Here is a 13,225-nt window from a genome sequence, read left to right as displayed (position 1 = left end):
GGCTCAGAAAAATTGACGATGGCGTTAGAACACTGCGGCGACTTAACCATCTTCCGATTGTGACATCACGTTCTCCCAGGCTTCGTATCGATCAGCCGGCAAACTGACCGCATAGACGTTTTTCAACACGCACGCTCCGAGATGAACCGGCCGCAGGGCCCTTGGTTTAGCGCGCGCGTGGAGAGCTCCGTCGCCCGTCTTGAGTTGGTGAAGAACAGCTTCCGATATGTCCATCTGAGCGTTGGCAGCCGTGAACGTGATGGGCAGTGAGACGTTCGTGCCGGTAAAACCAAGCCACATGTTAAGCGTTGGAGGTAAGATCTGCTCCGTCGGAAATCCGCACGGCTCCATCGGAAACGATTCCATGTACATGCGCTCCAGATGGGCGAAGACACGTCGGCTGAAGAACTGACCTTCCGCTTGCCCGCCAGCGAAGAGCGGAAGCCCAAGCAGGGACAGGAAGTGTTTCATACCGGCCGAGTCTAAAACCTCAGGCCGAAACACAGACCAGTTGTTCGCGGTCTCTATGCTTTCATAAAGCTCGGTCTGAGCGCCCGTTGTGAACCGCTTCGTATACTCGCCTAATCCGGATTTGATGAGCAGGTCCTCCGCTGAGAAAAGGACGATCTTGTCAAAATCTAGAGACTGCGCAACGGCATGTTGGAAGTTGCTGACATGGGCATGTAAAACGCCCTCCTGCGGCCTGATCTCATAGGAATTTGGATTGATGAAGACGTTGCAGGAGCCGCTGCTTTGAGGGACATCGCCTCCTCGAAATGTCGAGCCCCGCGCATGATGAACGCAGATAAACGACCCAGGCGAGAAACGATCGATTGCCGAAATCTGACGCTCGAGAACTTCCGGGCTACCATTGGCAGTGATCGAGAAAAGCAATTTTTCCATAGGGACACCTGGTCGTTAAATGGCGATTGCGTTGCATTCGACGACTGAGGACCGAGCATCGTTGCTGCTGCATGCGTTACGTGCATAGGCTGTCCTGAGGCTTATCTGGATCTCGGAGGATGGGAGCTGATCCGAGATTGTATCTCAGTCCGTGTTGCGACGTGGAGCATCGATCCAATGATCACTGGAGGCGCATTGGTGAGGCCCTCGACAGAGCAGAGGGCAAGGACCAAACCTCACTGGCAGATCAATAACCTTGAACAGTCTTTCCAAGACCTCATCCGCACCATCCATACCCTGGGGGCAATGGTTACGCATTGCGCGTGTCATGCGCCGCGGAGACGCAGACAGAACAAGACCTGCACAATCAGTGGCTTATAACTAAAGCCAATAGTAAAATGGGAATGGTGCCCAGAAGAGGACTCGAACCTCCACACCCTTTCGGGTACCAGCACCTGAAGCTGGCGCGTCTACCAATTCCGCCATCTGGGCGACGGAGAGCGATGTACGAGGGACACCGAGTCAAGTCAACAGGGTTTTTGAAGTTTTCATGTCAGGCCCCGAAAAACTTTCAAAAACCGTCCTAACCCGCGGTGTCGACTTCGGTTTTGGCTTGGTGTCGGTCGATATGGCCAAGGTCCCGGTCGGGGTCGAGGATATCGCGAACCCGCTGCTTCAATTCCTTGGGACCAGGAAAACCGCCATCGCGTTTGCGCTCCCAGATCAACGCGCCGTCGATGCGGATTTCGAATGCACCGCCGGTGCCTGGGATAAGCCCGACCTCGCCCAGCGAATCACCGAATGTCTGCAGCAGTTCCTGCGCCATCCAGCCCGCCCGTAGCAGCCAGTTGCACTGGGTGCAGTATAAAATGGTGATATGCGGTTTGTCGGTCATGCAACTGAACTCCTGTTTAATCCGCGTCGGCAACCAGTTTGACCATGGTCGCAAGGTCTGCGGCGCCATAGCCTGCGGCGAGCGCCGCCTCGAAGCTTGCAAGCGACGCCGAGATCGCAGGGATGGAGATCCCGAGCTCCTCTGCAAAATCGCGCACCAGCCGCGCATCCTTCACCGCACCCGACACAGGAAACCCGACCGTGTCCGTCTCACCTGAAATGACAGGAAGCCTGCTCTTCATCGCCGGGCTCGCAGCCGGGCTTCCCGCGAGGATTTCGAGGATCTTCGCCGAAGAGAGGCCGGCGCTCTTGCCTAGCAGCAGTGCCTCCTTGAGATTCTGCCACAGTCCCATCAGCATCATGTTGTTGACGAGCTTGGCCGATGCGCCATCTCCGAGTTTTCCCACATGCAGCGCACGGTCGGAAAGCGTTTCCGCAACGGGCCGGAAGCGCTCGTGGTCTTCAGGCGAGCCGCCGATATAAAGCCCGACCTTTCCCTGAAGCAGCATCTCCGGGCCGCCGGCGATCGGCGCGTCGAGGAGGCCGGCACCCGATCGACCGATGGCCTCCTGGTGGCTCCGCAGAGTCATAGGGCTGACCGTGCTGGTATCGACGATCAGCTTGCCCGTAAGGTCCGTAGCCGCGAGTGTGTTAAGCACATCATGCACCGCCTGATCGTCGATCAGGGCAAGAATGATGACGTCGGAACGCTCTGCTAGGGAGGAAAGGTTTTCAACGGCATCAATGCCGAGAGCCCTCTGCCGCGCACCGAAAGCGTCGCTTCGGCTCCAGCCGGTGACAGCGAAGCCCTGTTGTGCAAGGCGGGCTGCCATGGCGCTTCCCATTCGTCCAAGACCGACGATACCGACACGCTCTTTGTTCAAACCCGTTTCCTTCATGGCAGGCGCATATCCCTCTTGTTCCATCCCTTATCCAGTGGCATCTTCTTGTTTAGGGTCAGCTGAGGGAGGCTAAATTGTACAAGTTTCAGGTCTACAAGGACAAGACTGGCGAGTTCCGTTTTCGCTTCAAAGCGTCGAACGGCGAAACGATGTTTATCTCTGAAGGATACAAGCAGAAGGCGTCGGCAATCAACGCGATCGAATCGATCAAGAAGAATGCGCCTGGTGCCACAACCGAAGACGGTACAACCGCCACCGTTTGACGGTTTGAACGTTCGTCTGCCGCATTCCAACGTAAGGTTTTAGCGCAGACACAATGTCCGATCCGCAGATCTTTGGAACAAATTCCCTGTGGTCGCATTGTCTCTGCTGAAACGGAGGAAACAAACATGGCTTACGATCCAAACTCGAATAACACCCGCCCTGACCTTCGCACCACCCCGGAGACGCGCAAAAGCTCTTCCTGGATGGGCTGGGTAGCCATTCTGGCAGTTATCGTCGTCGGCGCGTTTGTCTGGTCGCAGATGGGTGGCTCAACCACCGATCCTGCCACGACATCCTCGACCGCAACGCCGCCTGCTGTCACGGAACCGGCTGCACCTGCTCCGGCAACGCCAGCAGCACCTGCTCCGGCCGCACCGGCTCCTGCTGCACCGGCAACAGGCGGTACGACCCAGCCGTAACAGGCAGGGAAAGACCATCGATCGAACCGCTCGTCCGCAAGGACGGGCGGTTTTTCGTTTGCGGGGAATGCCGCCGTGTCGTTAACCTTTTGTTAACCAAATTTGCCGACCCTTCGATGACGCCTCAACCCTATCCGTCTGTCGAAGGAGAGAGCATGAAGCTCGTTACCATCGAAAACAAAATCGTCGAGAATAGCCATCATACGTTGATCGTGATGCGGGATGGCCCCACCTGCCAGGCGGTCCGGGTCCTCAACGATGACGGAATCGGCAGCGTGCGATCAAAGCTCTCCCTGATGGAGACGATCGCCAGCCGCAAACTGGACCATGGGGAAGTGGCATTTGACGGCTGCGTCTGGATCACACCGGCTGACCTTCCGCATCCCTTTCTCCCGGCGAAACATTGAAGCCGCCGGGGCGTGATGCAGGCAACAGGCCCCGGCCATGCGGGGATCCGGACTACGAACCCGCGTTGACGCCTGCCAGAACCGCCGCAAGGTCCATCTCGTTATAAGGCTTCTGCAGGAGGCGGGAGCCGGGTGGCGCGTTGTCCGGCTTGTGGCTCTCTCCCGTTGCGAACACGACGGTCAGGTCGGGCTTTTCCGCCACGGCACGCACCGCCAGATCACCGCCGACTGTATCCGGCAGGCCGATATCGGTGATCAGGACATCGATCGAATTGCTTTCGAGCTCAACCAGCGCTTCTTTTCCTGTCCCAGCCTCGATTACCTGATGGCCGAGTTCGGCAAGCATCTCGGCCGTGTTTCCCCGGATCAGAAAGTCGTCTTCGACCAGCAGGATCGTCAGCGTTTTCGCCGTCGCGGCGGCAACTTCGGCAACGGGCTTGACTGTTTCCGCCCTGGGGGCGGTCGCCTGGTCCACCTGCTTCTGGTTGGCGATGACATGGCGAATACGGCGCGCCAAAGCCTCGCGGGTATAGGGTTTGGACAAGAGCTCGACACCGGCATCCAGAATGCCGCCGTGGACGATGGAATTTTCAGTGTAGCCGGAGGTGAATAGCACCGCGAGATGCGGCAGGCGCTCTTTTGCACGCCGCGCCATTTCGCGGCTCTTCAGCGGGCCCGGCATTACGACGTCGGTAAAGATGACGTCGATTGGAATGCCGCTCTCGACCACGTTGAGGCCGGCTTGTGCGTCCTTTGCCGTCAGGACGCGGTAGCCGAGATCGGTCAGCGTCTCGAAAACGGTGTTGCGCACCGCCTCGTCGTCTTCCACGACCAGCACGGTTTCCGAGCCGCCGACGACCGGGCCGGCCTGGACGACCACTTCGCGGTCCTCATCGGCGACGGACCGCGGCAGGTAGACCTTCACGGTCGTGCCCTCGTTCACCTCGCTGTAGATCTTCACATGCCCGCCGGACTGCTTGACGAAGCCGTAGACCATGGACAGGCCCAATCCGGTTCCCTTGCCCTCTGGCTTGGTGGAAAAGAACGGCTCGAACACTTTATCGAGAATATCTGGCGCCATGCCGGCGCCCGTGTCCGTCACGGCCAGCATCACGTATTGACCGGGCGTGACTTCCACATGGGTGCGAGCGTAATCCTGGTCGAGAAAGGCGTTACCCACCTCAATCGTCAACTTGCCGGACCCCTCCATCGCATCACGTGCGTTGATTGCGAGGTTCAGAAGCGCGTTTTCGACCTGCGTCGGGTCGGCATAGGTGTTCCAGAGCCCGCCGCTGGCAATTACCTCGACCTCAACCGCCTCACCGAGCGACCGGCGCAGCAGATCGTCCATTCCGGCAATAAAGCGGCTGATGTTGATGACGCGTGGCTCCAGCGCCTGCCGGCGGCCGAAAGCCAGCAACTGGCTGGCAAGCTTTGCACCGCGGCTGACGCCGGCAAGCGCATTGCCGACACGCCGTTCCGCCTGTGCGTTGCCGACAATGTCCTTGGCCAGGAGCTGAAGATTGCCGGCAACGACCTGCAACAGGTTGTTGAAGTCATGCGCAACGCCCCCGGTCAGCTGACCGATCGATTCCATCTTCTGCGCCTGCTGCAATGCCCGTTCGGCCTGGCGCCTCTCCGCGATCTCCGATTCGACGCGCGCTTCCAGGCTTTCGTTCAGCTGTCTTAGCTGTTCCTCTGCCCGCAGGCGGTGGCGGACCTGCCGTTCCAGGTTGCTGGCATGGTCCTGCAGGTTCGATTCGGCTTCCCGCTGCTCGGTGATATCGGTATGGACACCGACCCATTCCTCGATGTCGCCCGAGGAACCGATGATCGGCACGCCGCGGATGGCAAAGGTACGATAGAGGCCGTCATGGCGGCGGACGCGATGTTCCCAGACATAGGTGGATTTGGACGCGACGGCTGCCTGCCAGCTGGCGACCGAACCTTCCCGATCGTCGGGATGCACGGCATCTGCCCAGCCGTAGTCCTGGTATTCCTCGAAACGCTGGCCGGTCAGCGTGGCCCAGGCCGTCTGTTCGCCCAGCATCCGGCCGTCGGCGGTGTTGGTCCACAGCACGCCATGGATGGCCGCGACCGCGGCCCGGAACCGTTCATTGCTGCGACGAAGTGCGTTCTCGGATTGTTTGCGGTCCTCGATATCGATGATCAGCACATAGATGCCGTCGATCTCACCCTTGGAGGTGAAGCGCGGAACGTAGCGGATTTCGGCTGTCCGTTCTTCTCCGTCAGGACGTTTGATCACCGTGTCCGTGATCACCCGTTCGCCGGAGAGCGCTTTTTGAAGCAATGGTATGCGGGCGGCGTAATAGGCGTTGCCGATCACCTCCGCGGCATGCTTGCCAATCACGTCGCTGGCGGCAAGTCCGAACCACTCCTGATAACCGTCATTGGCGAAGCGATAGACATGGTCGCGGTCGAGGAACCCGACGAGGATGGGGAGCGCGTTGGTAAGGCGGCTGAGCTCTTCCTGGCTCTGAGCCAAGGCGTTCAGCGCGTGTACTTTCTCGGTGTTTTCAAGCACCGTGCACAGGACACCGTCTACCTTGCCTGTTTCGTCGTAGATCGGCGTGTAGAACAGGTCGAAGACGACATCCTCAGGCGATCCATGACGGTTCAGCACCATGACCTGGTCGCGGAAGGACTGGACCTCTCCACGAAAGCCGGCTTCAAGGATTGTCTTGTTCCAATCCCAGATTTCCGGCCAGACGGCGGAAACCTTGTCGCCGAGCGCGCGTGGATGATAATCCCCGGCAATCTCCTTGTAGCCGTCATTGTAGATCATCACATGGTCGTCGCCCCACATCAAAACCTGCGGGATCGGCGAATTGACCATCGAGTTGACCTTGATCCGCAGATGCGAAGGCCAGTCTTTGATCAGCCCGAGAGACGTCTTCGTCCAGTCGAACTGGCGTATGAGCTCGCCGGTCTCGCCTCCGCCAATAGGCCAATGCGCGGATACGACCTGATAGTTCATGACGTCACCAAATGCGTGTGATGGAATAGGCGCCGGTAATATGCCGTCAATCGGCGGTTTTCAAAGCAATTTTTGCAGATTATCAAACTTTGGACGGCGCGATCTGTTCGTTTATTGCGGTCCGGCCCAGATCTTTTGATTCCTGTCCCGAAATGATCCGGCTGACCGAGCATTCGGCGAGTAAAAAGGGCCGGTTCTTTCGAACCAGCCCCTGTGCAAATCAATCGTCTTTCATCTTCAGCGCTGCAATGAATGCTTCCTGCGGAATGTCGACTTTGCCGAACTGCCGCATGCGCTTCTTGCCTTCCTTCTGCTTGTCGAGCAGCTTGCGCTTGCGGGTGGCGTCGCCGCCGTAGCACTTCGCCGTCACGTCCTTGCGCATCGCAGAAATCGTCTCGCGCGCAATCACGTTGCCGCCGATGGCTGCCTGGATCGGGATCTTGAACATGTGCCTGGGGATCAGATCCTTCAGCTTCTCGCACATGTCGCGGCCTCGCTTTTCGGCAGCAGTCCGGTGCACCAGCATCGACAGCGCGTCGACAGGCTCGCCATTCACCATGATCGACATCTTCACGAGGTTGCCCTCCTGATAGCCGTGCAGGTGGTAGTCGAACGAGGCATAGCCCTTGGAGATCGACTTCAAACGGTCGTAGAAATCGAACACCACTTCGTTGAGCGGCAGTTCATAGGTCAGCATCGCGCGCTTGCCCACATAGGTAAGCTCGGTCTGGATGCCGCGGCGGTCCTGACAAAGCTTCAGGATGCCGCCGAGATAGTCGTCCGGGGTCAGGATCGTCGCCTTGATCCAAGGTTCGCGGATTTCCGAGATCTTGACGACATCAGGCATGTCGGCCGGGTTGTGCAGCTCGCGCTCGGAACCGTCGGTCATGGTCAGCTGATAGACCACCGAAGGCGCGGTTGCGATCAGATCGAGGTTGAACTCGCGTTCCAGACGCTCCTGGATGATTTCGAGATGCAGCAGTCCGAGGAAGCCGCAACGGAAACCGAAGCCCAGAGCCGCAGACGATTCCATCTCGAACGAGAACGAAGCGTCGTTGAGGCGCAGCTTGCCCATCGCGGCACGCAGGTCTTCGAAATCGGCCGCATCGACCGGGAACAGGCCGCAGAACACGACCGGCTGCGCAGGCTTGAAGCCCGGAAGTGCCTTGGCGGTCGGCTTCTTGTCTTCGGTAATGGTATCGCCGACGCGCGTATCGGCCACTTCCTTGATCGAGCCGGTGAAGAAACCGATCTCGCCCGGGCCGAGACTATCGACGGCCAGCATCTTCGGGGTCAGAACGCCGACGCGTTCCACCTGATACTTGGCATCGGTGCCCATCATGCGGATGGTCTGGCCCTTGGTCAGCACGCCATCAAGGATGCGAACGAGAACCATGACGCCGAGATAGGTGTCGTACCAGCTGTCGACCAGCAGCGCCTTCAGCGGACCCTTGTCGCCCATCTCGCTCTTCGGCGGGGGCAGCTGGTGGACGATGGCTTCCAGAACGTCGGGAATGCCGAGGCCGGTCTTTGCCGAGATCAGCACGGCCTGGCTGGCGTCGATGCCGATCACTTCCTCGATCTGGTCGCGGATGCGGTCGGGCTCGGCGGCCGGCAGGTCGATCTTGTTGAGGACCGTGACGATCTCGTGATTGTTGTCGATCGCCTGATAGACGTTGGCAAGCGTCTGCGCTTCGACGCCCTGTGACGCATCGACGACCAGCAGCGAACCTTCGCAGGCCGACAGCGAACGCGACACTTCGTAGGCGAAGTCGACGTGGCCGGGCGTGTCGATCAGGTTGAGAACATAGGTCTCGCCGTTGTTCGCCTTGTAATGCAGGCGCACGGTCTGGGCCTTGATGGTGATGCCGCGCTCGCGCTCGATATCCATCGAATCGAGAACCTGCTCGGACATGTCGCGTTCGGCAAGGCCGCCGGTCGTCTGGATTAGACGATCGGCGAGCGTCGATTTGCCGTGGTCGATATGCGCCACGATCGAGAAATTGCGGATATGGTCAAGCGGCGTGCGGGAATTGGTGCTCATGGCTCGCGCATATAGCAGCGCCCGTGTCTGCCGCAAAGAGGGAAGATAACCTTTCGTTGAGGATGAAAGGCGTTAATTTCCGGGATTTACAGCCCCGGGTTCGGTCAGCGCCGCTGCATTCGGAAGCTGGGCGCTGCGCACTTCGTGGCTCTCCCGCTCCGCCTCGGGTGCCGGACCGCGTTCTTTCAGGCGCTGCAGCACGAACAGGCCATAGACGACAGCCACCGCCATCGCCGCGACGATGAAGGTTTTTCCGCCGAGAATAGGTGTCAGCATCGTGACCGCGAGCGGCACGATCGTCGCGGCCGTCGACCATGCAACGAGAAGGGTCGAGGAGAGCGGCACGAAATCGCCGGGGTCGGCGCGGTCGTTGGCGTGGGCGTTTGCCACCGAATACACCGTCTCGACAGAACCCCCGAAGATCAGGAACATGATCATCAGGAGATAGAGATGCGAGAAGGAGGAGAAAAACGCTCCGAAACCGGCAAACACGATGAGCACGCAGGTGATTAGAAGCACATAGCGTCGGTCCATCCGGTCCGACAGGATGCCGAGCGGATACTGCACGAACAAAAGCCCGGTCTGCATCACGAACATCAGCATCGCGACATCGGTCTGCGACACGTTGTTGGTCGAGGCATAGATCGGCAGGAAGCCCTGCACCACCATCGAAAGACCGCCCGAGGCAAGCACGCCGACCAGCCCGACCGGCGAGATCTTCCAGGCCATCTTGATATCGACATTGACGCGCGCCGGGGCCGGCGGGTTCGGCAGGCGGGTCAGCCCGATTGGCAGGATCGCAAGCGCGGTAAAGAAAACCACCGCCAACGGCGCAAGATTGCCGTCGGTCGGGATCTGGCCGAAGATCCAGTTGCCGCAGCCGAGGCCCAGAACATAGGCCATGTAAAAGAACGACATCGCCTTACCGCGCCACTCGTTGGAGGCAGCGTGATTGAGCCAGCTCTGGGCGATGATGAAGTTGACGTTGGCAGCGGCGCCATAAATGCCGCGTGCAAAAATCCAGATATAGGCCGGAAGGTCGGCGGCAATCAGCACGGCTGCAATGATGACCATTGCCATCGAGCAGGCAAACAGCCGCGCATGTCCAACGCGCTTGATCAGCGGTCCGCCGAGCACGCAACCGACGAGCCCGCCGAATGCGACGGCCGTCACCGCAGCACCTGCCGCCCAGGGCGTTTCCGACCTTGTCAGCATGAACGGCACATAGGCGAACATGATGCCGCTTCCGATCGCGGCGATCGTCATCGAGACGACGATGCTGGCGATTGAAAAGGGCGAGACAGCCGCTTGTCCGTTCATTGCGAAATCCCTGATTTTAGTGGACCCTCGGCGCTTCCGTCGCGGCTGCCTTGGTCGACGATCCATAGCGTATCGAATAGGACATTCGCTATCGCGGAAACGCCATCACCTGTAAAATTCATCCGGCCTTCGCAATTCGCTTGATTCCATTAAAAGAGAATTTATATCTTTGATGATGGAAAATTTAGACGGCGAAATCGAACTGGCAATTGGCGAAAGGCTGAAGGCGCTGCGGGCTTCCGCAGGACTGACGTTGGACGAACTGTCGCTGCGGTCCGGTGTCAGCCGAGCGATGATCTCGCGCATAGAACGGGCGGAGGCGAGCCCGACGGCGGCGCTTCTGGCACGGCTCTGCGAAGGCTTGGGTCAAAGCCTCTCCACCTTCTTTGCGCCAGACGAGCCGTCATCATCACCTCTGTCGAAGAAGACCGAGCAAAGGCTGTGGCGCGACCCGACGACCGGATATCTGCGTCGCTCCGTCTCGCCGCCAGGCATGCCGACACCGGTCGATATCGTCGAGGTGGAATTTCCGGCCGGCGCACGTGTGAGTTTTCCGCCGCGGGAGGAAAGCCGGATCATGACCCAGCATGTCTGGCTGTTCGAGGGGGAACTGAACATGGTGCTTCCGGACGTGACCCACCGTCTCATGCCCGGCGACTGCCTGTTCATGGATATCGGCGACGCCTTCGAATTCCACAATCCGAGTGATCGCCCCGCCCGCTACGCGGTAATCCTCAACCGCGGCCGCTGAACAACAGGAGCAAACAATGACCCCGACCATCCGCATCCTCGATGCCGCCGCCACCCGCGCTGCGATCCCCGATCTCAGTGACATCCTGTCCGATTGCATCAACGGCGGCGCCTCGCTGGGCTTCATGCTGCCATTCGAACCTCAAGATGCAACCGCATACTGGAATGGCATCGCAGACGAGGTGGAAAAGGGCACCATCATTCTGGCTGTCGCAGAGGTCGAGGGTCGAGCGGTCGGCACCGTCCAGATCGGTCTTGCGTCGAAGCCGAACCAGCCGCATCGGGGCGACCTGATGAAACTCCTCGTCCATCACGATGCCCGCGGCCTTGGCCTTTCGCGCAAGCTGATGGAGGCCGTCGAAACGGAAGCCGCACGGCAGGGACGCACGCTTCTGGTCCTGGACACCGCAACCGGCAGCGATGCGGAACGCATTTATCCCCGCTTCGGCTGGCAACGCGTCGGCGTCATTCCCGACTACGCCCTGTGGCCGCAGGGTGGCCTCTGCGGCACGACGCTGTTTTACAAGCGGATCGGGTAAGCGACCTCAAATCAGCTCAAGGTTCGCGATGCGGTATAAAAAGAGATCCCATAGCCATCCCGGAGCGTTGTCCACTACGCTTTTAAAACCCACCCACAAGGGGTCGAACGACAACAACACGGCAAGACCGACGGCGATGGTATGCGTGCAGGAGATCCGCAGGTTCTTTCTGCTGAAGAACTCGTAGAATCCGTCCTCGTCGTATTCAGTTCCGGCCACCATATCCCAGAAGCCATAATTGGCGCTCAACATGTCGTTGGTCATGTGTTCGCGCGCAGGCCGACCTGTCCCGGTCACGGAGATATCGGGAATGACATTCAGCGATGACCGGAAGATGTGGATCGCCGCACCCAGCAGCGCCAGCGTCAGGAAAGCGACGGTCAAATGCCAGACAATCATGATACACCGAGGAAGGGAAGGATCTGCTTTCAGAGTGCGGGTCGGGATTTAATTAATCGTAAATGCCGCAAGTGCTGCTTTGCCATGGCGCAATTGGCAGACCCGCAGAACAAGCGGGCCATGTCCCGTCATCGTTTTTCCGTCAGGAAATAGGCAAAGGCTGCGGCCGGCAGGGCGAGGCCGATCGCCGATGCGGCGAGCCAGCCGCCTTGGGCATAGGCCCAGGCACCAGTTGCCGAACCGAGTGCTCCGCCGAGAAAGAAGGTTGCCATGAACAGGCCATTCAGGCGGCTGCGCAGCTCGGCATCGAGGCCGTAGATCGCCCGCTGGCCGATCACCAGCGTCATCGACACGCCGAAATCGAGCGCGATGGCGGCCAGGCCCAGCATCACCAGCGCAAAGGTCGAACCTTCTGGCGCGACATGCGTCATCAGGAAGGCGGCAACGACGGCGAGGATGCCGAAGGCGGTTGCCGGTTTGCCGAGCCCGCGGTCGGCCAACCGTCCGGCGATGGGAGAAGCAACGGCACCGGCGACACCGACAAGCGCGAAGATTGCGATGGCGCCCTGGCCCAACTGGAAGGCCGGCCCTGCCAGGAGAAGCGGCGTCACAGTCCAGAACAGGCTGAACGCGAAGAACTGGGCGAACTGGTAGAAGGACCGCCGGCGCAGCAACGGCTGCGTCGTGTAGATCCGTCCCATCGACGCGATCAGGCCCGGATAGCGGAGTGTCGTCTTCGGCATGCGCTTGGGCAGGCGGAAGGACAGGACCAGACCGACGGCAACCATCACAGCCGCCGACAGGAAGAACACCGTATGCCAGGAGGAGAATCCTGCAATGAAGCTCGCGACGGGTCGCGCCATCATGATGCCGATCATCAGCCCGCTCATGACATTTCCGACCACCCGGCCCCGGCTCTCTTCCGGTGCAAGGTTTGCAGCAAACGGCACGATCATCTGCACCGCAGTGGAGGTGATGCCGATCGCCAGCGATGCCGCGAGAAACGGAAGCGGTGTCGTCGAAAGCCTGGCCGCGATCAGGGCAACGCTCGTGGCGGCAATCATCAGGATGATCAGCCGGCGGTTCTCGACGAGATCGCCGAGTGGCACCATGAACAGCAGGCCGAGCCCATAGCCGATCTGCGTCAGCGTCACGATCAGGCCGGTGGCGCTTTCGGAAAGGCCGATCGATGCGGCAATCGGGCCTGCAAGCGGCTGCGCGTAATAAAGGTTGGCGGCGATCAGCCCGGCCGCGGCGGCCATGGTGAAGGCCATTATCGGGGAGAGGGTGGGCGCTGCACTTGGCGATGTGGCCGCCGTTTCGGCGTCCGGCGAAACCCGACGAGCGGGGGAAGGAACTGGGGATGTCATGGTGGGCTCTTGGGAG

Annotated in this window: 13 protein-coding genes and 1 tRNA gene; 5 read left to right on the top strand and 9 right to left on the bottom strand. The window is 59.8% G+C overall.

The window, feature by feature from the left end; translation table 11 throughout:
- Nucleotides 1-42: 42 nt before the first annotated feature.
- The 4 genes from IFT59_RS17575 to IFT59_RS17560 form a co-directional block, all read right to left on the bottom strand.
- Complete coding sequence (locus IFT59_RS17575; RefSeq protein WP_162728229.1) at nucleotides 43-903, bottom strand: hypothetical protein; 861 nt, start codon at nucleotides 901-903, stop codon at nucleotides 43-45.
- 405 nt (nucleotides 904-1,308) lie between these two features.
- Nucleotides 1,309-1,395, bottom strand: a tRNA-Leu gene (locus tag IFT59_RS17570).
- Nucleotides 1,396-1,486: 91 nt separating this feature from the next.
- Entirely contained in the window at nucleotides 1,487-1,798 is a 312-nt protein-coding gene (locus tag IFT59_RS17565) for a SelT/SelW/SelH family protein (RefSeq protein ID WP_062578706.1), read from the bottom strand.
- Nucleotides 1,799-1,814: 16 nt separating this feature from the next.
- Complete coding sequence (locus IFT59_RS17560; RefSeq protein ID WP_274598293.1) at nucleotides 1,815-2,696, bottom strand: NAD(P)-dependent oxidoreductase; 882 nt, start codon at nucleotides 2,694-2,696, stop codon at nucleotides 1,815-1,817.
- A 77-nt stretch (nucleotides 2,697-2,773) separates the two neighbouring features.
- Here IFT59_RS17560 and IFT59_RS17555 point away from each other — a divergent pair, with 77 nt between their 5' ends.
- From IFT59_RS17555 to IFT59_RS17545, 3 genes are all read left to right on the top strand, one after another.
- The gene (locus IFT59_RS17555; protein WP_062454108.1) at nucleotides 2,774-2,962 is read left to right on the top strand and encodes a YegP family protein; all 189 of its coding nucleotides are present in this window, start codon (nucleotides 2,774-2,776) and stop codon (nucleotides 2,960-2,962) included.
- 126 nt (nucleotides 2,963-3,088) lie between these two features.
- Nucleotides 3,089-3,382 carry a hypothetical protein gene (locus IFT59_RS17550; RefSeq protein WP_062454107.1) on the top strand — a complete coding sequence of 98 codons (294 nt, stop codon included), beginning with the start codon at nucleotides 3,089-3,091 and terminating at the stop codon, nucleotides 3,380-3,382.
- A 155-nt stretch (nucleotides 3,383-3,537) separates the two neighbouring features.
- The gene (locus IFT59_RS17545) at nucleotides 3,538-3,789 is read left to right on the top strand and encodes a hypothetical protein (protein ID WP_062454106.1); all 252 of its coding nucleotides are present in this window, start codon (nucleotides 3,538-3,540) and stop codon (nucleotides 3,787-3,789) included.
- A 52-nt stretch (nucleotides 3,790-3,841) separates the two neighbouring features.
- On the opposite strand, the gene IFT59_RS17540 is transcribed toward IFT59_RS17545, so the two are convergent.
- The 3 genes from IFT59_RS17540 to IFT59_RS17530 all read right to left on the bottom strand — a co-directional run bounded on the left by IFT59_RS17540 (nucleotide 3,842) and on the right by IFT59_RS17530 (nucleotide 10,151).
- Nucleotides 3,842-6,787, bottom strand: coding sequence for a PAS domain-containing protein (locus tag IFT59_RS17540; RefSeq protein WP_192087657.1), 2,946 nt, complete (start codon nucleotides 6,785-6,787; stop codon nucleotides 3,842-3,844).
- A gap of 220 nt (nucleotides 6,788-7,007) precedes the next feature.
- The gene (gene lepA, locus IFT59_RS17535; protein WP_062454104.1) at nucleotides 7,008-8,831 is read right to left on the bottom strand and encodes a translation elongation factor 4; all 1,824 of its coding nucleotides are present in this window, start codon (nucleotides 8,829-8,831) and stop codon (nucleotides 7,008-7,010) included.
- Between the two features lie 72 nt (nucleotides 8,832-8,903).
- Entirely contained in the window at nucleotides 8,904-10,151 is a 1,248-nt protein-coding gene (locus IFT59_RS17530) for an MFS transporter (protein WP_062578711.1), read from the bottom strand.
- A gap of 172 nt (nucleotides 10,152-10,323) precedes the next feature.
- On the opposite strand from IFT59_RS17530, the gene IFT59_RS17525 reads away from it, so the two are divergent.
- Nucleotides 10,324-10,902 carry a helix-turn-helix domain-containing protein gene (locus IFT59_RS17525; protein ID WP_062578713.1) on the top strand — a complete coding sequence of 193 codons (579 nt, stop codon included), beginning with the start codon at nucleotides 10,324-10,326 and terminating at the stop codon, nucleotides 10,900-10,902.
- A 16-nt stretch (nucleotides 10,903-10,918) separates the two neighbouring features.
- A complete protein-coding gene (locus tag IFT59_RS17520; protein WP_192087656.1) occupies nucleotides 10,919-11,440 on the top strand; it encodes a GNAT family N-acetyltransferase in 522 nt (173 codons plus the stop codon).
- Nucleotides 11,441-11,446: 6 nt separating this feature from the next.
- Here IFT59_RS17520 and IFT59_RS17515 read toward each other — a convergent pair whose 3' ends face one another.
- Together IFT59_RS17515 and IFT59_RS17510 are read right to left on the bottom strand one after the other, a co-directional pair.
- A complete protein-coding gene (locus IFT59_RS17515) occupies nucleotides 11,447-11,839 on the bottom strand; it encodes a hypothetical protein (protein ID WP_192087655.1) in 393 nt (130 codons plus the stop codon).
- Between the two features lie 128 nt (nucleotides 11,840-11,967).
- Nucleotides 11,968-13,209 carry an MFS transporter gene (locus IFT59_RS17510; RefSeq protein WP_192087654.1) on the bottom strand — a complete coding sequence of 414 codons (1,242 nt, stop codon included), beginning with the start codon at nucleotides 13,207-13,209 and terminating at the stop codon, nucleotides 11,968-11,970.
- Between the last annotated feature and the right edge of the window lie 16 nt (nucleotides 13,210-13,225).

The organism is Rhizobium sp. CFBP 8752, from assembly GCF_014842035.1.
Taxonomy (GTDB): Bacteria; Pseudomonadota; Alphaproteobacteria; order Rhizobiales; family Rhizobiaceae; genus Neorhizobium; species Neorhizobium soli.
This window is presented reverse-complemented; position numbering and strand designations above follow the sequence as displayed.

Excerpts from the sequence above, each read along its gene's own strand:
- IFT59_RS17575 (WP_162728229.1), bottom strand. The coding sequence starts at position 903 with ATGGAAAAATTGCTTTTCTCGATCACTGCCAATGGTAGCCCGGAAGTT.
- IFT59_RS17565 (WP_062578706.1), bottom strand. The coding sequence starts at position 1,798 with ATGACCGACAAACCGCATATCACCATTTTATACTGCACCCAGTGCAAC.
- IFT59_RS17560 (WP_274598293.1), bottom strand. The coding sequence starts at position 2,696 with ATGAAGGAAACGGGTTTGAACAAAGAGCGTGTCGGTATCGTCGGTCTT.
- IFT59_RS17550 (WP_062454107.1), top strand. The coding sequence starts at position 3,089 with ATGGCTTACGATCCAAACTCGAATAACACCCGCCCTGACCTTCGCACC.
- IFT59_RS17545 (WP_062454106.1), top strand. The coding sequence starts at position 3,538 with ATGAAGCTCGTTACCATCGAAAACAAAATCGTCGAGAATAGCCATCAT.
- IFT59_RS17540 (WP_192087657.1), bottom strand. The coding sequence starts at position 6,787 with ATGAACTATCAGGTCGTATCCGCGCATTGGCCTATTGGCGGAGGCGAG.
- lepA (WP_062454104.1), bottom strand. The coding sequence starts at position 8,831 with ATGAGCACCAATTCCCGCACGCCGCTTGACCATATCCGCAATTTCTCG.
- IFT59_RS17530 (WP_062578711.1), bottom strand. The coding sequence starts at position 10,151 with ATGAACGGACAAGCGGCTGTCTCGCCCTTTTCAATCGCCAGCATCGTC.
- IFT59_RS17525 (WP_062578713.1), top strand. The coding sequence starts at position 10,324 with ATGATGGAAAATTTAGACGGCGAAATCGAACTGGCAATTGGCGAAAGG.
- IFT59_RS17520 (WP_192087656.1), top strand. The coding sequence starts at position 10,919 with ATGACCCCGACCATCCGCATCCTCGATGCCGCCGCCACCCGCGCTGCG.
- IFT59_RS17515 (WP_192087655.1), bottom strand. The coding sequence starts at position 11,839 with ATGATTGTCTGGCATTTGACCGTCGCTTTCCTGACGCTGGCGCTGCTG.
- IFT59_RS17510 (WP_192087654.1), bottom strand. The coding sequence starts at position 13,209 with ATGACATCCCCAGTTCCTTCCCCCGCTCGTCGGGTTTCGCCGGACGCC.